The organism is Mesorhizobium sp. WSM3879, from assembly GCF_002294915.1.
GTDB lineage: Bacteria > Pseudomonadota > Alphaproteobacteria > Rhizobiales > Rhizobiaceae > Mesorhizobium.
Map to the genome: position 1 here is coordinate 10,962 of NZ_NSFZ01000008.1, position 18,853 is coordinate 29,814.

Below are 18,853 nucleotides of genomic sequence, written 5' to 3' on the forward strand. Positions count from 1 at the left end.
AACCCCTTGCATCGAGCGCGGGCCGAATGCCCGCAGACTGGCCGGCCTGACCGGCCGAGAATTTGTGCGGCGCGCCGCGTCGTTTCGCGGCGCGCCATTACCCTTATTCGGCCGCGCCCCTATTCGGCAGCATCGGGCAGCCGCACGGCAGCGTCTTCGAACTTGGTGTTCTCCAGTTCGACATTGAGGCCGAGGGAGCGCATCTCCTTGACGAGAACGTTGAAGCTCTCGGGAATGCCGGCTTCGAACGTATCGTCGCCGCGCACGATCGCCTCGTAGACCTTGGTGCGTCCGGCAACGTCATCCGACTTCACCGTCAGCATCTCCTGCAGCGTATAAGCGGCGCCGTAGGCTTCCAGCGCCCAGACCTCCATTTCGCCGAAGCGCTGGCCGCCGAACTGCGCCTTGCCGCCCAGCGGCTGCTGGGTGACGAGCGAGTACGGACCGATCGAGCGCGCGTGGATCTTGTCGTCCACCAGGTGGTGAAGCTTGAGCATATAGATGTAGCCCATCGTCACCTTGCGATCGAACGGCTCGCCGGTGCGGCCGTCATAAAGCTGCGACTGACCGCTGGTGTGCAGGCCCGCCTGCTGCAGCATGGTGTTGATGTCGGCTTCGTGCGCGCCGTCGAACACCGGAGTCGCGATGGAGACGCCGCGGCGCATCTGCTCGCTCAGGCGAATGATGCTCTCGTCGTCATAGTCGCGGACCGGCTCGTTGCGGTCGTTGGAAGGCATGAAGCTTTCCAGCGTCTTGCGCAGCGGCTTGATGTCGCCGCCAGCCTTGTAGGCGTCGATCAGCTCGCCGATCTTCCTGCCCATGCCGGCGCAGGCCCAGCCCAGATGCGTTTCCAGGATCTGGCCGACATTCATGCGGCTCGGCACACCCAGCGGGTTGAGCACGATATCGGCATGCGTGCCGTCCTCGAGGAAAGGCATGTCCTCGACCGGAACGATGCGCGACACCACGCCCTTGTTGCCGTGACGGCCGGCCATCTTGTCGCCCGGCTGCATCTTGCGCTTCACCGCCACGAAGACCTTGACCATCTTCATGACGCCCGGAGGCATCTCGTCGCCGCGCTGCACCTTCTCGACCTTGTCCATGAAGCGCTGCTCGAGCGCCTTCTTGGAGTCGTCGTACTGGCCGCGCAGGGCTTCCAGCTCGCTCTGGAGCTTTTCGTTCTCCACGGCGAACTGCCACCACTGCGAGCGCGGATACTCGTCGAGCGTGTCCTTCGACAGCTTCGAGCCCTTCTTGAAGCCCTTCGGCCCGGCAATCGCTTCCTTGCCGACCAGCATGTCCGACAGGCGCGAATAGACGTTGCGATCGAGGATCGCCTGCTCGTCGTCGCGGTCCTTGGCCAGACGCTCGATCTCCTCGCGCTCGATCGCCATGGCGCGCTCGTCCTTCTCCACGCCGTGACGGTTGAAGACGCGCACTTCGACGACCGTGCCGAAGGTGCCCGGAGGCATGCGCATGGAGGTGTCGCGAACGTCCGAGGCCTTTTCGCCGAAGATGGCGCGCAGGAGCTTCTCTTCCGGCGTCATCGGGCTTTCGCCCTTCGGCGTGATCTTGCCGACCAGGATGTCGCCCGGCTGCACTTCCGCGCCGATATAGACGATGCCGGCCTCGTCGAGGTTCTTCAGCGCTTCCTCCGAGACGTTCGGAATGTCGCGCGTGATCTCCTCCGGTCCGAGCTTGGTGTCGCGGGCCATGACCTCGAACTCCTCGATGTGGATCGAGGTGAAGACGTCGTCGGCCACGATGCGCTCGGAGAGCAGGATCGAGTCCTCGTAGTTGTAGCCGTTCCAAGGCATGAACGCGACCAGCACGTTGCGGCCGAGCGCCAGATCGCCGAGCTCGGTCGACGGACCGTCGGCGATGATGTCGCCCTTGTTCACCCGGTCGCCGACACGAACCAGCGGACGCTGATTGATGCAGGTGTTCTGGTTCGAACGCTGGAACTTCATCAGCCGGTAGATGTCGACGCCGGACTTGCCCGGGTCGAGATCTTCGGTGGCGCGGATAACGATACGGGTGGCGTCCACCTGGTCGACCACGCCGCCGCGGCGGGCACCGATGGCGGCGCCTGAGTCACGGGCCACGACCGGCTCCATGCCGGTGCCGACGAACGGCGCCTCGGCGCGCACCAGCGGCACGGCCTGACGCTGCATGTTCGAGCCCATCAGCGCGCGGTTGGCGTCGTCGTTCTCGAGGAACGGGATGAGGGCCGCGGCCACGGACACCATCTGCTTCGGCGACACGTCCATCAGGTCGACGTTCTCGCGCGGCGCCATCATCACCTCGCCGGCGTTGCGGCAGATGACGAACTCGTCGACGAAGCTGCCGTTCTTGTCGAGCTCGGCGTTGGCCTGCGCGACGTGGTGCTTGGCCTCCTCCATCGCCGACAGATAGACGACTTCATTGGTCAGCTTGCCGTTGACGATCTTGCGGTACGGGCTCTCGATGAAGCCGTACTTGTTGACACGCGCGAAGGTGGCGAGCGAGTTGATCAGACCGATATTCGGGCCTTCCGGCGTCTCGATCGGGCAGATACGGCCGTAGTGCGTCGGATGCACGTCGCGCACCTCGAAGCCGGCACGCTCGCGGGTCAGACCGCCCGGTCCAAGCGCCGACAGGCGACGCTTGTGGGTGATCTCCGACAGCGGGTTGGTCTGGTCCATGAACTGCGAGAGCTGCGAGGAGCCGAAGAACTCGCGCACGGCGGCGGCCGCCGGCTTGGCGTTGATCAGGTCTTGCGGCATGACCGTGTCGATCTCGATCGAGGACATACGCTCCTTGATCGCGCGCTCCATGCGCAGCAGACCGACGCGGTACTGGTTCTCCATCAGCTCGCCGACCGAGCGGACGCGGCGGTTACCGAGATTGTCGATGTCGTCGATCTCGCCCTTGCCGTCGCGCAGCTCGACCAGCGTCTTGACCACGGCCAGGATATCTTCCTTGCGCAGCACGCGCACGGTGTCCTCGGCCTTGAGCTCGAGGCGCATGTTCATCTTGACGCGGCCGACAGCCGACAGGTCATAGCGCTCGCTGTCGAAGAACAGCGAGTTGAACATCGCTTCGGCGGTCTCGAGCGTCGGCGGCTCGCCCGGACGCATGACGCGGTAGATGTCGAACAGCGCGTCCTGGCGGCTCTCGTTCTTGTCGACGGCGAGCGTGTTGCGGATGTAGGCGCCGACATTGACGTGGTCGATGTCGAGGATCTGGATCTCGTCCTCGCCGGTGCCGAGCAGCACCTTCAGCGTCTTCTCGTCGATCTCGTCGCCGGCCTCGAGGAAGATCTCGCCGGTGGCGTAGTTGACGATGTCCTCGGCCAGGTAGTTGCCGAGCAGGTCCTCGTCGGTCGCCTTGATCGCCTTGAGACCCTTTTCGCCGAGCTGGCGGGCCTGGCGGGCGGTGATCTTCTTGCCGGCCTCGACGACGATCTCGCCCGTGTCGGCGTCGACCAGGTCGCCGACAGCCTTGAGGCCGCGGAAGCGCTCGACATTGAACGGGATGCGCCAGTGGTCGCCGGCACGCTTGTAGGTGATCTTGTTGTAGAAGGTCGACAGGATCTCTTCGCCGTCCATGCCGAGCGCCATCAGCAGCGACGTCACCGGAATCTTGCGGCGGCGGTCGATGCGGGCGTGGACCACGTCCTTGGAATCGAACTCGATGTCGAGCCACGAGCCGCGATAGGGGATGACGCGCGCGGCAAACAGAAGCTTGCCCGACGAGTGCGACTTGCCCTTGTCGTGGTCGAAGAAGACGCCCGGCGAACGGTGCATCTGCGAGACGATGACGCGCTCGGTGCCGTTGACGATGAAGGTGCCGTTCGACGTCATGAGCGGCATGTCGCCCATATAGACGTCCTGCTCCTTGATGTCCTTGATCGATTTCGCGCCGGTATCCTCATCGATATCGAACACGATGAGGCGCAGCGTCACCTTCAGCGGCGCAGCATAGGTCAGGTCGCGCTGACGGCATTCGTCGACGTCGAATTTCGGTCCTTCGAACTCATACTTCACGAATTCCAGCATCGAGGAGCCGGAAAAATCGGAGATCGGGAAGACCGACTTGAAAACAGCCTGCAGCCCCTCGTCCGGACGCCCACCCTTGGGCTCGTCCACCATCAGGAACTGGTCATAGGATGCCTTCTGAACCTCGATGAGGTTCGGCATCTCCGCAACTTCCGGGATCTTCCCGAAGAACTTGCGTACGCGTCTGCGGCCATTGAAAGTCTGGGTGTGGGCCATCGTCGCTCCTTAGCTCAAAACTCGGGGCGAACCTCGCCGCGGTTCGCCTTGCACCAATGGGCCGCTCGCCGGCCGCCCCTGTCTGTTTTCCGGCCGCCCTTCCAATTGCTTGGGGGCTGCCGGTAAAAACGGGAGAAAACCCGTTTCCTGAAGGCCGCTTCCGGCCCTCAGGAAAGAGGTTTTCAAACGTCTCGCGCAACGAAGCCTCCCTTTCGTCAAGGGAGGGGGCGGCCGGCGCGAGGCCGTCCGCCCTCAACCATAAGGCTTACTTCAGCTCGACCTTGGCGCCAGCTGCTTCCAGCTGAGCCTTGAACTTGTCAGCATCGGCCTTGGAAACGCCTTCCTTGACCGGCTTCGGAGCCGCCTCGACGAGGTCCTTGGCTTCCTTGAGGCCAAGGCCGGTGATGGCGCGGACTTCCTTGATGACGTTGATCTTCTGGGCGCCGGCGTCGGCGAGAACGACGTCGAATTCCGTCTTCTCTTCAGCCGGAGCAGCAGCAGCGGCAGCGCCACCGCCAGCAGCGGCAACCGCCACCGGAGCAGCAGCCGAAACGCCCCACTTCTCTTCCAGGAGCTTCGACAGCTCGGCCGCCTCGAGGACGGTCAGCTTCGAAAGGTCGTCTACGATCTTTGCCAGATCAGCCATTTGTGTATTCCTTTACTTGGTTCGAACGTGTGTTGTTGACAGCGAGGAACGGCCTCATGCCGCCTCGTCCTTCCGGGCGTAAGCGCCGATGACGCGCGCGACCGAAGCCGCGGGCGCATTGACGATCTGGGCGATCCGGGTTGCCGGCGTGGCGATCATGCCAACCAGCTTGGCGCGCAGCTCGTCGAGCGACGGCATCGTGGCGAGTGCCTTGACACCGTCGGCGTTGAGCGAGGTCGAGCCCATTGCGCCGCCGAGAATGATCAGCTTGTCATTCCCCTTGGCGAACTCGGACGCGATCTTCGGCGCCGCAACCGGATCCTCCGAATAAGCGATCAGCGTCTGTCCCTTGAACAGATCGACGATCGATGCGGAGTCCGTGCCCTGAAGAGCGATCTTGGCGAGACGGTTCTTCGCGACTTTGACGGTGCCACCGGCGGCGCGCATCTTCGACCGAAGGTCGTTCATTTGCGCGACGGTGATACCGGCGTAGTGGGCCACGACGACTGAACCCGCGTTCGAGAACGCTTCGTTCAGGCCCGTGACGAGTTCGCGTTTTTCCGCTCTGTCCACTGCCTATCTCCAGTTGACCCCTGCCCCATTCACGAGGTCAGAAGTCGGGTTGCCTTTTGCCGGCCGGGCCATCCACAAACGGATCTCCCGAACGGCGCTCGAGGATCCTGCCCCCTTTCGCCACATCCGCCGGCAAAGCCGGTTGATGTGCTGACAAAAGGCAAACACGGTTCGAACCTTTCATTGGAGCTTTTCGCTCCTTTGTCGGGTCTTCACCCGTCTCATGCAGGCCCACATGAATTAAGGCCCCCTTTTGAACCAAGGCCGGCCGCCTGCAATCTCGGACAGGATATCCGGAAACCTTTCGGCCTCCGGGTTACCGGGCCGCCGACGGATCGGCGGTCCGGAATTCTTTTGCGACCGGCCAGAAGCCGGTCAGGCGACATTTACGACGCGGCGAGCGTCGCGATGTCGAGCTTGAGGCCGGGACCCATCGTCGAGGTGACCGACACCTTCTTGACGTAGTTGCCCTTGGCGCCGGCGGGCTTGGCCTTGTTCACCGCATCGGCGAAGGCCCGCACATTCTCTTCCAGCGCCTTGACGTCGAACGAGACCTTGCCGACGCCGGCCTGGACGATGCCGGCCTTCTCGACGCGGAACTCGACGGCGCCGCCCTTCGAGGCCTTGACGGCGGCCGCGACATCGGGGGTCACGGTGCCGACCTTCGGGTTCGGCATCATGCCGCGCGGGCCGAGCACCTTACCCAGGCGGCCGACCAGCGGCATCATGTCCGGGGTGGCGATGCAGCGATCGAAATCGATCGTGCCCTTCTGGACGATGTCGACCAGGTCCTCGGCGCCAACGATATCGGCGCCGGCCGCCTTGGCCTCCTCGGCCTTGTCGCCGCGCGCGAACACGGCGACGCGCACCGACCGGCCAGTGCCGTTCGGCAGGTTGACAACGCCGCGGACCATCTGGTCCGCATGGCGCGGATCGACGCCGAGATTCATCGCGACCTCGACCGTCTCGTCGAACTTCACCGTGGACCGGTCCTTCAGCAGCTGCAGCGCCTCAGAGAGCGCATAGGCCTTGTTCGGGTCGATGCCTTCACGGCTCTTGGCAACACGCTTTGCAATCTTTGCCATGATCTTAGCCCACCACTTCCAGGCCCATCGAGCGGGCGGAGCCCTCGACCATGCGCATGGCCGCTTCGACGTCGTTTGCGTTCAGGTCCTTCATCTTCTGCTCGGCGATCTGGCGCACCTTGTCGCGCGAGATCGTGCCGGCCTTGACCTTGCCCGGCTCTTTCGAACCAGACTTCAGGTTGGCGGCCTTCTTCAGGAAGTAGCTCACCGGCGGCGTCTTCATGACGAAGGTGAACGACTTGTCCTGGTAGTAGGTGATGACGACCGGGATGGGCGAGCCCTTCTCCAGTTCCTGGGTCTGCGCGTTGAACGCCTTGCAGAACTCCATGATGTTTATGCCGCGCTGACCTAGCGCCGGGCCGATCGGGGGCGACGGCGTGGCCGAGCCCGCGGCAACCTGGAGCTTGAGCTGGCCTGCAACTTTCTTAGCCATCTCTATTCCTGCCTTTATCTCATGCCGGGAAAACCGGCGGTTGCAGTCTGGTGGTGCGGTTCCAGCGGCCGGCTAAGCCGCATTCGCCTCCCACCCGTTCATGGCAGCGCCATTCCTTCGCGCCGCCGATCCCTTCGCCTGTCGGACGGGGACCTTCGGATCAGCCCTTTTCGACCTGTCCGAATTCGAGATCGACGGGCACCGCGCGCCCGAAGATCGAAACTTCCACCTTGAGGCGCGCCCGCTCCTCGTCCACTTCCTGGACGAAGCCGTTGAACGACGCGAACGGACCGTCCGAGACGCGGATCGCCTCGCCGATCTCGAAGGTGACCGACGGCTTCGGACGCTCGACGCCTTCCTGAACCTGGTTCAGGATGCGTTGCGCCTCGGCCTCGGTGATCGGCACGGGCTTGGAGTCTCCGAGGAAGCCGGTGACCTTCGGCGTGTTCTTGACCAGCGAGAATACGGCGTCCGTCAGGTTGGCCTTCAAGAGCACATAACCGGGGAAGAACTTGCGCTCCGCATCGACCTTGCGGCCGCGGCGTATCTCGACGACCTTCTCCGTCGGCACCACGATCTGCTCGATCTCGCCCGACAGGCCCTTCTGCTTGGCCTTGTTCTCGATGTCCTCGGCGACCTTCTTCTCGAAGTTCGAATAAGCGTGGACGATGTACCACCGCGTCATTTCACGACCTCTCCGTAATCGCCGAACTTAATGTCCGAGGCCCAGAATCCACTCGATCGCATAGCCCATGGCTATGTCGGCGGTGAAGAAGAAGATCATGGCGATGAGCGCAAAAACCAGGACCATTACCGTCGAGATCATAGTCTCGCGGCGCGAGGGCCATGTCACCTTGGCCGTCTCCGCGCGAACCTGCTGGAGAAATGTGAAAGGGTTTGTGGTTTTCGAAGCCATCTGCCGCCTGTCTTCAAGACCCGTTGGCCGGGTCTCCTGGATGATCCCGCTGGCCGGGACGTGCCGCCTGGACTTCGTGCCGGCGCCGAATCAGCACCACCATTTCGCCCACGCAAATCAGACGCGTAAAGCCGGCTTCCCAGCTCCACGCGTCGCGTGTCTGTTCAGTCTACATAAAACCGATTCTTGGTCCACGCAAGTGGCAAGTGTTCCGCTTTATGTTTTAGCGCCGCCTCGGAACCATCCAGTCGTTCCGTCCCGGCTATGCGGGGCCTTATGCCCCAGTTTTCGCTATATGGCAAGCCGCCCCCCGGTTTTCAACGGCGGAGCGCACCCACCCTCAGTCTGCCATGGGAGGTGGCACGGGCAGCAGGGCTCGAACCTACGACCTGCGGTTTTGGAGACCGCCGCTCTACCAACTGAGCTATGCCCGTATACGGGCGCTGCTATTTCACAAAGCCGATGAGAACTCAAGAGCCCTTTTGAGACGCGTCGGCTGGAAGCGGCGATCGCAGCCATCCAAGCCGCAGGGCCCATGCGCAGATCACGAGTTCAAGCGCGAAAGTCCAATGCAGAACGAAGCTCAGGACCCAGTTCCCATGGCTGGCCGAAACCGCCACGAGCTCAAACGGGCGATGACTGAACGGCGCCAACCACATGATCGGCGATGCCACCGTGTCGAGCGCCATATGCAACATGGCTCCGGCTAAGAAGATGGCGATCGACGGCAGACGCCGCGACCCCAACAACCGACCGACCGACACGCCTACCGTCCCGATCGTGGCCCAGAACAACGGCCAATGCGTGATGTAGGCATGATGGTGCGTGCGACCGCCATCGATCAGGTAAAAATAGAGCATGTCGATGTCCGGGATGACGCTGCCGAGCATTGCGGCAGCCACCACATCGGATGCCTCCCGTCGCCGTCTTCGCGCGAGCCTTCCCAGAATATAGCCCGATGGGAGATGGGCAATCAGCATGCAAGGTCGTCTCACATTGATGCAACGACCCTGCGGTGTCTTTGCGGCGTCATCTTTTCGGAATTTTGCAGAAACCCAGCATCTTCGGCTACGATTTCCCGGCCGGCGGCTTGTAAGGCCCGCCCGGCACGCCCCAGCCCCAGCTTGGCATTGGCTCGGTCTCAGGGTCGCAAGTCTCGCCGAGATTGGAATTAATCTTGGCCAGCCGCGATCCCCACTCGACATAGCCCATCAAGGCGGAACGGAACTCGGGATCGTCCGGCAGGCCGGCTTCGTCCGCCGCGTCCGCCAGAAGGTTGATCCAGCGCCGGCGCTGCTCCTCGGTCAGATGCTTGCCGAGATGATGCCTGACCATCTCGCGGTGGCCACCATGCCGTTCGCTGTAGGTCTTCGGCCCGCCGAAAACCTCGCCGATGAAGGCGGCGACATGCGCCGGATGGTCCGGCGACATGTGCCTGAACACCGGACCGACGATCGGGTCCAAGGTCACTCTGTTGTAAAAGATCTGCGTCAGCCGGTTGAGCGCCTCGCTGCCGCCGGCCCATTCGAACAAAGTCGGGACGCCCTCGCTCATCTCCGGTCCTCCTACGTTTGAGCCTAGAAGGATAGCGGCAAGCTCGGAGCCGGCTCAACCTGCCTCCATGGCCAGTGCTGGCATGGCGCCGAATGCTGCTAAAGCTTGGCCGGCGATTCCGCTTCGGCGTTGGCGGACGGCAGAACCCGGCAGTTATCGGGTTTTGGCGAAGATTTGCAGATAGTGGCGCCCGTCAGAGCGTCTACCGACTGGCGGCTGGTGGTGAGCCCGAACCCCGCCAATTCGTCCTGGCTGAGCTCCCTGTGCTTGGCGGATTGGGCCGACTGCATCGCGACGAACAAGCCCGAGCCGATCGCCATCTCCTCGAGATACGACCGGACCTTGTCTTCCATGCCCATGGAATGCACCAGGAAACGCGTATCGGCGCCTACCAAGCGCCTGGTGCCGCCGGCGATCATCAGCACGCAGGCTGTATCGCATTCGGCGCCGGCTTCAACGGTGAGACCATTATGAAGGTTGTCCTTGGAGACGCACCCTGCCGTGCCGGGATCGCAATCGAGAAAATCCGTCCGGGCGACCGCAACATCCAATCTGCGCTCGCGGATCAGCCGGCCGGCGGCGAGCGCGCCCTGGACATCGCCGCCCTGTGAGTTGAGGACGATGGGCAGCCTGCGCCCGCCGACCTTGTCCAGCAGCTCGCGCAGCCTGTCGGGCGTGCCGGCAATGATCGTTCCCTCCGCCGAAATCCATTCCGGACAGTCGGGGTTGCAGAGCGGATTGCTGCCGCGAACGAGGACGAAACGCATTTCCTGCTGCGGCTTTGGCGGTGATGCTGCCTCCGCCGGCTGGCTGTAGGCCGGTTTGGCCGCGACCGTCGCCACCTCGGCCGGCTTGGCCTTGCCGTTGGCCGGTATCTCGCGGCAGTTCGCTGGCACCGGATCGCGCCGGCATATGGCTGCTTCGGTCATCAGGTCGAGGGAATCGAGGCTGGTGACGAGCTTCATATCCAGCATATCGTCGGGCTCGATCTGCTTTATGTCGCTTGCCGGCGTCGCTTTCATCACGTCCAGCACGCCCTGCCCAATACCCATTTCTTTCAGATAGCCGGACAGCCGTTTCTCGACCGCCTTGCTCATCTCGTAGGTCTTGTAGCTGCCGGCATTCTTGCGGCTGACGACCTTGGTGCTGAGGACCTTCTTCTTGCCGTTCACAATTCTGTAGGTGGTGCGGTAGAGCAGCTTTTCCCTGTGATATGTCGTGGTGATCTGATGAACTCCGAGAAAAGCCCACTCGCCGACCACACGGCGGACGCCGCCGGCAAACATCAGGGGACATGCGGAATTGCACATGGCGCCGCTGTCGTAGGCGATGCCGGAATACGGCGTGTTCTTACTGTCATTGTCCCGGCAGTTCTTCATTTCGGGCGAGCAACCGGAAAACCCCGTAGTGCCCACGGCGATGTCGAGCTTGTTCTTACGGATCATACGGCCGAGTTGGAGCGCGGCGTCGACATTGCCTCCAGGAGAATTGACGACGATCGGCAGTTGCCGGCCGCCGAGCGTCTTCAAGAGGCGCTTGAACCGCGCCGGCGTGCCGGCCTCGATGCTGCCTTCGGCAGAAATCCATTCCGGGCAGCTCGGCTCGCAGCCTGGCGCGCTGCTGCGCACCACGACGAAGCGCATGGCAGGGCCGTAATCCGGCGGCGTTTCCTTCGCTGCGGCGGCAAACGCGGTAAGCCCAATAGCGATGGCCAGCCCGAGCCGAACCAGCCCTAGCGGCCACGAAATACCCTTTGAAAGGAACGCGGAAATCACGCCTGCCAAGCCCTCGGTCCAACCCATACTAGTTACGGCGACGATGCTTGCAATAGAATTGAAGAGGGTGCGAGCAATGCCAGCCTGACGGCTGCTGCCTCGACTTCGTCGCGACAACGCTAAAGTTCTGGCGGCATCTTTGCCTGGGCGTTGGCGGAGGGCGGGAGCCGGCAATTGTCCGGCTTTGGCGAGGACCTGCAAATGGCGGGGCCAGTCAGCGTGTCCGACGTGTCCGGCCCGGTCACCAGCCCGACCTTGAGCATTACATCGGGTTCAAGCTGACGCTCGACCGAACTCTGATCTATCGCTGCGAACAGGCCTGGGCTGATCGCCATCTCGTCCAAATAGGCTTTGACAATCCGCTTCTGTCCCATCGAGGACACGCTGAGCCGCGCCTTGGGGTCGACCAGCCGCCTGGCGCCGCCGGCGAGCATGAGTGCGCAGGCTGAATCGCACTCCACTCCGAATTGGCTGATCAGCCCGACATAGGCGCCATTGTCGTCAAGACAGCCCGCCCCGGGCGGGTTGCAACCCAGGATATTGGTGCGGGCGACGACGACGTCTAGCTTGCGTTCGTGGATAAGCCGCCCTGCGGCCAAGGCGCCGAACAAGTCGCCGCCTCGTGAGCTGATCACAATGGGAAGTCGCGGGTTGTCGAGCGCGGCGAGCAACTGGCGAAGTTTTTGCGGGGTTCGAGGGGTGACCGCGCCTTCCGCCGAAATCCATTCCGGGCAGTCGGGATCGCAGAGCGGATCGCTGCCGCGAACGACCACGAAACGCATCTCCGGCGCGGCATTTCCTGCCGCTCCCTGGAACGGCTTAATGGGCGCGACCTTGGCCGGCGGGGAAAGCGAGGCTTCAGCCTTTTGAGGAGGTACGGCCTTCGCTTTCGTCGATACCATCTTGGCCGGGCTGGCATTCCCCGGTGTTTCTCGGCAACTCGGGGCCGACTTGTCGAGCATGCACAAGCTTGCGCTGGTCAATAGGTCGACAGTCTCCGTGCCGGTTGCCAGCTTCATTGTCAGCATATCTTGGAGAGCGATCTGCCGGATTTCGCTGGCCGGCGTGGCTTTCATCGTATCCAGCACGCCCTGCCCGACACCCATCTCCCTGAGATAGGCCGAGAGCCTCCTCGAAACCGCCCTGCTCATTTCATAGGTCTTGTAGCTCTCGCCCTGAGTGATGGTTTCCGTGGTGACCTGATATTTTTTGCCCCGCACAACTCGATAGGTGGTTCGATATTGCCGTTTGGCGGGGAAATAGGTGGTGGTGATCTGATGGACACCCAGATAGGCCCAGCCACCTGCCAAGCGGCGGACGCCGCCGGCAAACATCAGCGGACAGGCAGAATTGCACATGGCGCCGCCGTCTGAGGCTGTGCCGAAATAGGCGGCGCCCTTGCCATCGTTGGCTCGGCAGTCGTCCATCCCCGGCCAGCATCCGAAAAATTTGGTCACCCCGACAGCGACATCCAGCTTGTTCTTGCGGATTATTCGGCCAAGCTGAAGCGCAGCATCGACATTGCCGCCCGGGGAATTGACGATAATCGGCAATTGGCGGCGGCCGAGCGCCTTCAATATTCGCTTTAGCTTAGCCGGTGTGCCGGCTTCGATGGCGCCCTCCGCCGAGATCCATTCCGGACACTTAGGCTCGCAGCCGGTGGCGCTGCTCCGCACAACAACAAACCGCATCTCCGAGAAATCATTGGAGAACATTCCTGGAAGGTACCAGGTGTTTGGATTCCATGTCCTCGGATCGGAGGGTGTCTTCGGGTAAAAATCCTCGGCCTTCGCTGCAAAGGCAACCATCACTACCGCAAGGACCGGTATCACACGAACCAGCCCGCGGCACCATAATGCCATACCGTTTGAATGACGCCCGGAAATCATGTTGGCGAAGCCCCTGCCGCAACCTATGATAGTTGCGGCGGCGGTGGTTGCAATAGCTTTTGCATCACCTCGAATGTTCGACTCCGCAGCAACGTGAGAAACAAAAAGGGCGGCCCGAAGTCCGCCCTTTCCTTGTCGAACCAGCAAGTGCCGGATCGATTATTCTTTGATGGTGACGACGATGCCGGCACCGACGGTGCGGCCGCCTTCACGGATGGCGAAGCGCAGCTTCTCTTCCATGGCGATCGGCACGATCAGCTCGACGTCGACGGTGATGTTGTCGCCGGGCATCACCATCTCGGTGCCGGCCGGCAGCGTCACGATGCCGGTCACGTCGGTGGTGCGGAAGTAGAACTGCGGACGGTAGTTGGTGAAGAACGGCGTGTGACGGCCGCCCTCGTCCTTGGTCAGGATGTAGGCTTCGGCCACGAACTTCTTGTGCGGCTTCACCGAACCCGGCTTGGCCAGAACCTGGCCGCGCTCGACACCCTCGCGGTCGATGCCGCGCAACAGCGCACCGATGTTGTCGCCGGCCTGGCCCTGGTCGAGCAGCTTGCGGAACATCTCGACGCCCGTGCAGGTGGTCTTGGCCGTCGGACGGATGCCGACGATCTCCAATTCCTCGCCGACCTTGACCACGCCGCGCTCGACGCGGCCGGTCACGACCGTGCCGCGGCCCGAGATCGAGAACACGTCCTCGATCGGCATCAGGAACGGCTTGTCCAGCGGACGGACCGGCGTCGGGATATAGGCGTCGACCTGCGCCATCAGCTCGCGGATGGCATCCTCGCCGATGGTCTTGTTCGAATCTTCCAGAGCGGCCAGAGCCGAACCTTTGACGATCGGAATGTCGTCGCCGGGGAACTCGTTCTTGGTCAGCAGTTCGCGAACCTCGAGCTCGACCAGCTCGAGCAGCTCGGCGTCGTCGACCTGGTCGACCTTGTTCAGGAACACCACGATCGAGGGCACGCCGACCTGGCGGGCCAAAAGGATGTGCTCGCGGGTCTGCGGCATCGGGCCATCGGCGGCCGAAACCACCAGGATCGCGCCGTCCATCTGCGCGGCGCCGGTGATCATGTTCTTCACATAGTCGGCATGGCCGGGGCAGTCGACATGGGCGTAGTGACGGTTGGCCGTCTCGTACTCGACATGCGCCGTCGAGATGGTGATGCCGCGCGCCTTCTCTTCCGGCGCCGCGTCGATCTGGTCATAGCGCTTGTATTCGCCAAAATACTTCGTGATCGCCGCCGTCAGCGACGTCTTGCCATGATCGACGTGGCCGATCGTGCCAATGTTCACATGCGGCTTGGTGCGCTCGAATTTACCTTTTGCCATAGTCTCTTTCCTTGGGCGGCCTTGACCTTCAGTTCAGTCGAATGCGGGGCGATTAGCGACAACGGCCGCAAAACACAAGTGCCTTGTGGTTGAGCGTTGTCTCGCTCGAGCCGAACCAATGATCTGATTTCAGGGGTATGGCGCGGATATAGGATCGCGACAGGCGAATTCAAATCCGCGCGTCTTGCCTCGGCTAGCTCATCGACAAGTTTCGCGCGGGTAGACGCCCGATCGGCCGGAACTGGCCCATTGCCGCCCCGATCCGGCTCTGATTTCTTCAGCCAATGCAATTCATTCCGGCAAATATCCGCGGTCCGCTGTTCATGATCGTCTCGACGGGCTCCTACCTCGTCAATGACACGATGATGAAGCTCGCGACCGCAGGGCTGCCGCCTTATGAGGTGCTGCTGCTGCGTGGCGCGGCCGCCACACTGTGGGGCATGCCGCTGCTTTTCATGCTGGGCTATGGCAGGCAGATCCCGCTGCTGTTCGAACGCAAGGTGCTGCGCCGGAACCTTTGCGAGCTGGCGGCGATCCTTTGCTACGTCGTGGCGTTGGCCAACATGCCGATCGCCGATTCGACGGCGCTCGGGCAGATCACGCCGCTCATCGTGCTGGTCGGGTCCTCGCTCCTTTTCGGCGAGAAGATCGGCGCCGTGCGAATGGCGCTGATTAGCCTCGGCTTTGTCGGCGCCGTCATGGTGGCGCAACCGACGATGCAGGGCATTTCCATCTATGCCTTGCTGGCGCTGGGCAACGCGGCCCTGGCCGCGACGCGCGACCTCGCCGGACGTAAGGTGGGCGCCGAGGTGCCCGGCATGATTGTCGCCATCTCCGCCGTGGTTGTCGTGCTGCTCGGCTCAGGTGTCGCACACCTTGTCTCGGAACAGTGGGTGATGCCGGAGGGCCGTCATCTCCTTTTGCTTGCCGGCGCCGGCCTGTTCCTGATCTTCGGTCACTTCTTCATCTTCATGGCCTATCGCGTCGGACCGACAAGCGCGGTGGCGCCCTTCTATTATTGCTTCACCGTCTGGGCGGTGATTTCCGGCCTTTTGGTGTTCGGGCAGCTCCCCAACGCGCTCGCCGTCTGCGGCATTCTCCTGGTGATCGGCAGCGGCCTCGCCATCGTCTCGCTCGACGAGCGAAGGAGGCGCTTGAGCATTGTGGCCTGAGGTCGTCCGGACTGAAAAGCTGAACGCTACAGCCCCACCCTTTTCTTCAGCGGACGTTTGGCAAGGAAACCGACGAGGTTGCGCAGCGTCCGCGGGTAGACCAGACGGCCGTTGCGAAAAGCCGTCAGATCGCCGGCGACATGCAGCGAGGACGTCTCATCGGGATCGCCTTGGGGGATGCCTCCCCATCGTGCCGGATCGTAATAGTCGACAAGGAAACCGTAGTCGTAGCGGCAGAAGCGCATCGCCCTTCTGAACGCCGCGGGGGAAAGATCCGAGGGACTGACCTTGCCCCGGGCTGCCTGCAGCCGCGGCATAGAGACTGTCTTGCCGCTGACCGTGGACAGGAAGGCGCCGACCTTGTCCATGTCCTCGAATTTGAAGACGTGCTCGAACAGGAACAGGCTGGAACCGATGAAGCGGCGTGGCGAGGCGACGTGAAAGTGGATGTCCCCTGAGCACGCGCAGTATTTTTCGATGTTGAGGATGAAGGTATCGGGATCCGGGTTGGTCGGCAGCCCAAAGCTCTCGAGCAACTCAAGGTTGGGCGAGCGTGACCGTAGGACATCGGTGTCCAATATCCTGCTCGAATAAGCCGAGAGCAGCCGCTCCAGCGGATCACGAACGATCGTGAATTTACCGCTGAGGCCGTCATAGACCGGCTCGAACGGATCGGCCCAATTGGTTGCAATTTGACTGTGGACGTCGTTGTCCGGGTCAAGCAGAGTGGCTTCCTTGCCGCCGAGCGCCATCAGCGCATATTTGACGCTGCTGGTGCCGCTTTTCGGGATTGGATAATAGGTGACTGGAAGGCCTTGAATCTGGACCGCCATCGCCGTTCCGCCCCACGCCATCCAATGCCAATACGCAGCGCGGTCGCGTTCGACGACCAGCGCTCGGCTGACGATCCCACCACGGCGATCGAGCCGTGGTTTCGCCGATCGTTCGACCGTTCTACAGCGTGCGCCTGCCGGAGAACTGGTGATAAGCCCAGAGCACGACGACCGAGCCGATGACGGCGACAATCAGGCTCCAGATGTTGAGGCCGGTGACGCCCGATGCGCCGAAGGCGCTGAAGATCACGCCACCGACGATCGCGCCGACGATGCCGAGCACGATGTCCATGATCAAGCCCTGACCGGTCTTGTTGACGATCTTGCTGCCGATGAAGCCGGCGATCGCGCCGAGAATGATCCAGCTGATGATGCCCATTTCTTCCCTCCAATCCCCCCGCTGCCAATCATTTTCATATGATTGTCAAAAGCTCAAGACAGCTTGAAAATCCCCCCGGTTGAGCCATTCTGGCGCCGGGTGGACTTGGTTGATAGGAGATCCATGATGGGCCTTTTTGACAACGCCGTTCCCGGCGGCAACATCACCAAACCCCTGATGATCGCGCTCGGCGCGCTGTTGGTCGGCAAGATGCTGAGCGGCAGAAGCGAGGAACAGCCAGCCGAAGCTCAGGCCCCCGCCCCAACTCCCGCCGGAACCTCCGCCGATGGCGGCCTGCTCGGCGGACTGGGCGGGCTGCTCGACAGACTGCGAGACGCCGGCCACGGCGGCGTAGCCGATTCCTGGGTCGGCACCGGCCAGAACCGGCCGATCAACGCCAACGATCTCGGCTCGGCGCTGGGGCCGGCGGTGATCCGCGAGATCGCGCAACGTACCGGTATGAACGAGCAGGAGCTGCTGCAGCAATTGTCCACGGCGCTGCCCGGCGTTGTCGACAAGCTGACGCCGAACGGCCAAGTCCCGCCACAACATCAGGTGACATCGGCTTTCAACAGCTAAGCACAAGGCGGGCCGAACACGCCGCGCGCCACGGGTGCTCGGCGTCTTTCATTTGAGGCATAAGAGGAGAAAGATCTGGAGCGGGTAGCGGGAATCGAACCCGCATATTCAGCTTGGAAGGCTGCTGCTCTACCACTGAGCTATACCCGCCTGCGCTAGCATCGGAAAACAGTGGCACACTTCCGGTGCTTTTCGTTTCAGGGCTTCCGGGCCGGCAGTGGTGGAGAGGGTTGGATTCGAACCAACGTAGGCTAAGCCAACGGATTTACAGTCCGTCCCCTTTAACCACTCGGGCACCTCTCCAGTCTGCCGCCGGAGCCATGCAACGAGGCATTTCAGCCGACCCGGAGCCCGAGTAAGGATCTTCTCCGAAATCAGCGATGCGCCTTATGGCGGCAAGGCCGGTGGGTGTCAACCGGCGCGGCCAGGGTTTTTCGAGGATGTTCGGCATTCGTCGCCGCAGCCCGTATCCTTAGCCGGCCGGGACGGTTATAGAGGCCGGCATGAGCGACAACAAAAGCAGCAAACCGGGCACCCCGAAGGATACCCACTACGCCAAGCTGAGGCGCGCGCATCGCGACCAGAAGGCGGGCGGCGCGCCGGCATTCCGGCCGCGCCAACCGGTGCCGCCAGGCGAAGGCCCCGCCGACGGACTGGTGCGGCTTTACGGCCTGCACACGGTGCGGGCCGCGCTCGACAATCCGCGACGCAAGATCAGAAAGATGCTAGTGACCCGCAATGCCGCCGAGAGGCTGGCGATCGGCGATCTTTCCGCCCTGTCCTTCAAGACCGAGTTGGTCGAGCCCAAAGATATCGACAAAATCACCGGCTCGGACGCCGTGCATCAGGGCGTGTTGATCGAGGCGGAACCGCTTAAACCCAAGCGCCTTGACACGCTCGGCGACACAAAGCTGGTGCTGGTGCTCGACCAGGTCACCGACCCGCACAATGTCGGCGCTATCCTGCGCTCCGCGGTTGCTTTCGGCGCCGGCGCGCTGATCACGACGGCCCGCCACAGCCCGCAGGAATCGGGCGTGCTGGCGAAATCGGCCTCGGGCGCGCTGGAGCACATCGACCAGATCGAGGTGAAGAACCTGGCCGACGCGCTGGGTCAACTGCACGATGCCGGCTTCCAGACGATCGGGCTCGATTCCGAGGGATCGGCGGAGCTGGAAAAGAGCTTCGCCGGAGGAAAAATTGCGCTGGTTCTGGGCGCCGAGGGCAAGGGCTTGCGCCAGAAGACGCGCGAGACGGTGACGGCGCTTGCCCGCCTGGACATGCCCGGCGCCATCCGCTCGCTCAACGTGTCGAATGCCGCGGCGGTGAGCCTTTATGCGGCGCGAAAATTCCTAGCGAATAGCGAATAGCGAATAGCGAATAGCGAAACACGGCGGCCCGTCGGCCTGCAATCCCTATTCGCTACTCCCT

Annotated in this window: 17 protein-coding genes and 3 tRNA genes; 3 read left to right on the forward strand and 17 right to left on the reverse strand. The window is 62.6% G+C overall.

Annotation, left to right across the window (positions count from 1 at the left end; all coding sequences use genetic code 11):
* Positions 1-119 precede the first annotated feature (119 nt).
* The 13 genes from rpoB to tuf form a co-directional block, all read right to left on the reverse strand.
* The gene (rpoB, locus tag CK218_RS18605; RefSeq protein ID WP_095828498.1) at positions 120-4,256 is read right to left on the reverse strand and encodes a DNA-directed RNA polymerase subunit beta; all 4,137 of its coding nucleotides are present in this window, start codon (positions 4,254-4,256) and stop codon (positions 120-122) included.
* A gap of 265 nt (positions 4,257-4,521) precedes the next feature.
* Positions 4,522-4,902, reverse strand: coding sequence for a 50S ribosomal protein L7/L12 (gene rplL, locus CK218_RS18610; protein ID WP_066989581.1), 381 nt, complete (start codon positions 4,900-4,902; stop codon positions 4,522-4,524).
* A 54-nt stretch (positions 4,903-4,956) separates the two neighbouring features.
* Positions 4,957-5,475 (reverse strand): 50S ribosomal protein L10, encoded by a 519-nt coding sequence (gene rplJ, locus CK218_RS18615; protein WP_066989579.1) that lies wholly within the window; start codon positions 5,473-5,475, stop codon positions 4,957-4,959.
* 386 nt (positions 5,476-5,861) lie between these two features.
* Positions 5,862-6,560 carry a 50S ribosomal protein L1 gene (gene rplA, locus CK218_RS18620; RefSeq protein ID WP_066989577.1) on the reverse strand — a complete coding sequence of 233 codons (699 nt, stop codon included), beginning with the start codon at positions 6,558-6,560 and terminating at the stop codon, positions 5,862-5,864.
* Between the two features lie 4 nt (positions 6,561-6,564).
* Positions 6,565-6,993 carry a 50S ribosomal protein L11 gene (gene rplK, locus CK218_RS18625; protein WP_059189557.1) on the reverse strand — a complete coding sequence of 143 codons (429 nt, stop codon included), beginning with the start codon at positions 6,991-6,993 and terminating at the stop codon, positions 6,565-6,567.
* Between the two features lie 160 nt (positions 6,994-7,153).
* Positions 7,154-7,678: a transcription termination/antitermination protein NusG gene (gene nusG / locus CK218_RS18630; protein WP_066989575.1), complete on the reverse strand. Its 525-nt coding sequence runs from the start codon at positions 7,676-7,678 to the stop codon at positions 7,154-7,156.
* Positions 7,679-7,705: 27 nt separating this feature from the next.
* Positions 7,706-7,909 carry a preprotein translocase subunit SecE gene (gene secE, locus CK218_RS18635; RefSeq protein ID WP_066989573.1) on the reverse strand — a complete coding sequence of 68 codons (204 nt, stop codon included), beginning with the start codon at positions 7,907-7,909 and terminating at the stop codon, positions 7,706-7,708.
* Positions 7,910-8,267: 358 nt separating this feature from the next.
* Positions 8,268-8,343 (reverse strand) — tRNA-Trp (locus CK218_RS18640).
* A gap of 36 nt (positions 8,344-8,379) precedes the next feature.
* Positions 8,380-8,889: a metal-dependent hydrolase gene (locus tag CK218_RS18645; protein WP_095828499.1), complete on the reverse strand. Its 510-nt coding sequence runs from the start codon at positions 8,887-8,889 to the stop codon at positions 8,380-8,382.
* A gap of 88 nt (positions 8,890-8,977) precedes the next feature.
* On the reverse strand, positions 8,978-9,463 hold the full coding sequence (locus CK218_RS18650) for a group II truncated hemoglobin (RefSeq protein ID WP_067321502.1): 486 nt from the start codon (positions 9,461-9,463) through the stop codon (positions 8,978-8,980).
* 98 nt (positions 9,464-9,561) lie between these two features.
* Positions 9,562-11,106 (reverse strand): hypothetical protein, encoded by a 1,545-nt coding sequence (locus CK218_RS18655; protein ID WP_095828641.1) that lies wholly within the window; start codon positions 11,104-11,106, stop codon positions 9,562-9,564.
* A gap of 251 nt (positions 11,107-11,357) precedes the next feature.
* Positions 11,358-12,929, reverse strand: a complete 1,572-nt coding sequence (locus CK218_RS18660; protein WP_095828642.1) for a hypothetical protein — start codon at positions 12,927-12,929, stop codon at positions 11,358-11,360.
* A 357-nt stretch (positions 12,930-13,286) separates the two neighbouring features.
* A complete protein-coding gene (gene tuf, locus CK218_RS18665) occupies positions 13,287-14,462 on the reverse strand; it encodes an elongation factor Tu (RefSeq protein ID WP_066989565.1) in 1,176 nt (391 codons plus the stop codon).
* Between the two features lie 284 nt (positions 14,463-14,746).
* Here tuf and CK218_RS18670 point away from each other — a divergent pair, with 284 nt between their 5' ends.
* Positions 14,747-15,634: a DMT family transporter gene (locus CK218_RS18670; protein WP_095828500.1), complete on the forward strand. Its 888-nt coding sequence runs from the start codon at positions 14,747-14,749 to the stop codon at positions 15,632-15,634.
* Between the two features lie 26 nt (positions 15,635-15,660).
* On the opposite strand, the gene CK218_RS18675 is transcribed toward CK218_RS18670, so the two are convergent.
* Both CK218_RS18675 and CK218_RS18680 read right to left on the reverse strand, forming a co-directional pair.
* A complete protein-coding gene (locus CK218_RS18675) occupies positions 15,661-16,467 on the reverse strand; it encodes a sulfotransferase family 2 domain-containing protein (RefSeq protein WP_066989561.1) in 807 nt (268 codons plus the stop codon).
* A 121-nt stretch (positions 16,468-16,588) separates the two neighbouring features.
* Positions 16,589-16,846, reverse strand: coding sequence for a GlsB/YeaQ/YmgE family stress response membrane protein (locus CK218_RS18680; RefSeq protein ID WP_066989559.1), 258 nt, complete (start codon positions 16,844-16,846; stop codon positions 16,589-16,591).
* Between the two features lie 126 nt (positions 16,847-16,972).
* Here CK218_RS18680 and CK218_RS18685 point away from each other — a divergent pair, with 126 nt between their 5' ends.
* Complete coding sequence (locus CK218_RS18685; protein ID WP_067321636.1) at positions 16,973-17,425, forward strand: YidB family protein; 453 nt, start codon at positions 16,973-16,975, stop codon at positions 17,423-17,425.
* A gap of 76 nt (positions 17,426-17,501) precedes the next feature.
* On the opposite strand, the gene CK218_RS18690 is transcribed toward CK218_RS18685, so the two are convergent.
* Positions 17,502-17,575 (reverse strand) — tRNA-Gly (locus CK218_RS18690).
* Between the two features lie 68 nt (positions 17,576-17,643).
* Positions 17,644-17,728 (reverse strand) — tRNA-Tyr (locus CK218_RS18695).
* Positions 17,729-17,928: 200 nt separating this feature from the next.
* On the opposite strand from CK218_RS18695, the gene CK218_RS18700 reads away from it, so the two are divergent.
* On the forward strand, positions 17,929-18,792 hold the full coding sequence (locus CK218_RS18700) for an RNA methyltransferase (RefSeq protein WP_095828501.1): 864 nt from the start codon (positions 17,929-17,931) through the stop codon (positions 18,790-18,792).
* Positions 18,793-18,853 lie beyond the last annotated feature (61 nt).

Excerpts from the sequence above, each read along its gene's own strand:
- nusG (WP_066989575.1), bottom strand. The coding sequence starts at position 7,678 with ATGACGCGGTGGTACATCGTCCACGCTTATTCGAACTTCGAGAAGAAG.
- CK218_RS18670 (WP_095828500.1), top strand. The coding sequence starts at position 14,747 with ATGCAATTCATTCCGGCAAATATCCGCGGTCCGCTGTTCATGATCGTC.
- rplK (WP_059189557.1), bottom strand. The coding sequence starts at position 6,993 with ATGGCTAAGAAAGTTGCAGGCCAGCTCAAGCTCCAGGTTGCCGCGGGC.
- CK218_RS18680 (WP_066989559.1), bottom strand. The coding sequence starts at position 16,846 with ATGGGCATCATCAGCTGGATCATTCTCGGCGCGATCGCCGGCTTCATC.
- CK218_RS18675 (WP_066989561.1), bottom strand. The coding sequence starts at position 16,467 with ATGGCGGTCCAGATTCAAGGCCTTCCAGTCACCTATTATCCAATCCCG.
- CK218_RS18650 (WP_067321502.1), bottom strand. The coding sequence starts at position 9,463 with ATGAGCGAGGGCGTCCCGACTTTGTTCGAATGGGCCGGCGGCAGCGAG.
- CK218_RS18685 (WP_067321636.1), top strand. The coding sequence starts at position 16,973 with ATGGGCCTTTTTGACAACGCCGTTCCCGGCGGCAACATCACCAAACCC.
- secE (WP_066989573.1), bottom strand. The coding sequence starts at position 7,909 with ATGGCTTCGAAAACCACAAACCCTTTCACATTTCTCCAGCAGGTTCGC.
- CK218_RS18645 (WP_095828499.1), bottom strand. The coding sequence starts at position 8,889 with ATGCTGATTGCCCATCTCCCATCGGGCTATATTCTGGGAAGGCTCGCG.
- CK218_RS18660 (WP_095828642.1), bottom strand. The coding sequence starts at position 12,929 with ATGCGGTTTGTTGTTGTGCGGAGCAGCGCCACCGGCTGCGAGCCTAAG.
- tuf (WP_066989565.1), bottom strand. The coding sequence starts at position 14,462 with ATGGCAAAAGGTAAATTCGAGCGCACCAAGCCGCATGTGAACATTGGC.
- CK218_RS18700 (WP_095828501.1), top strand. The coding sequence starts at position 17,929 with ATGAGCGACAACAAAAGCAGCAAACCGGGCACCCCGAAGGATACCCAC.
- rplL (WP_066989581.1), bottom strand. The coding sequence starts at position 4,902 with ATGGCTGATCTGGCAAAGATCGTAGACGACCTTTCGAAGCTGACCGTC.
- rplA (WP_066989577.1), bottom strand. The coding sequence starts at position 6,560 with ATGGCAAAGATTGCAAAGCGTGTTGCCAAGAGCCGTGAAGGCATCGAC.
- CK218_RS18655 (WP_095828641.1), bottom strand. The coding sequence starts at position 11,106 with ATGCGCTTCGTCGTGGTGCGCAGCAGCGCGCCAGGCTGCGAGCCGAGC.
- rpoB (WP_095828498.1), bottom strand. The coding sequence starts at position 4,256 with ATGGCCCACACCCAGACTTTCAATGGCCGCAGACGCGTACGCAAGTTC.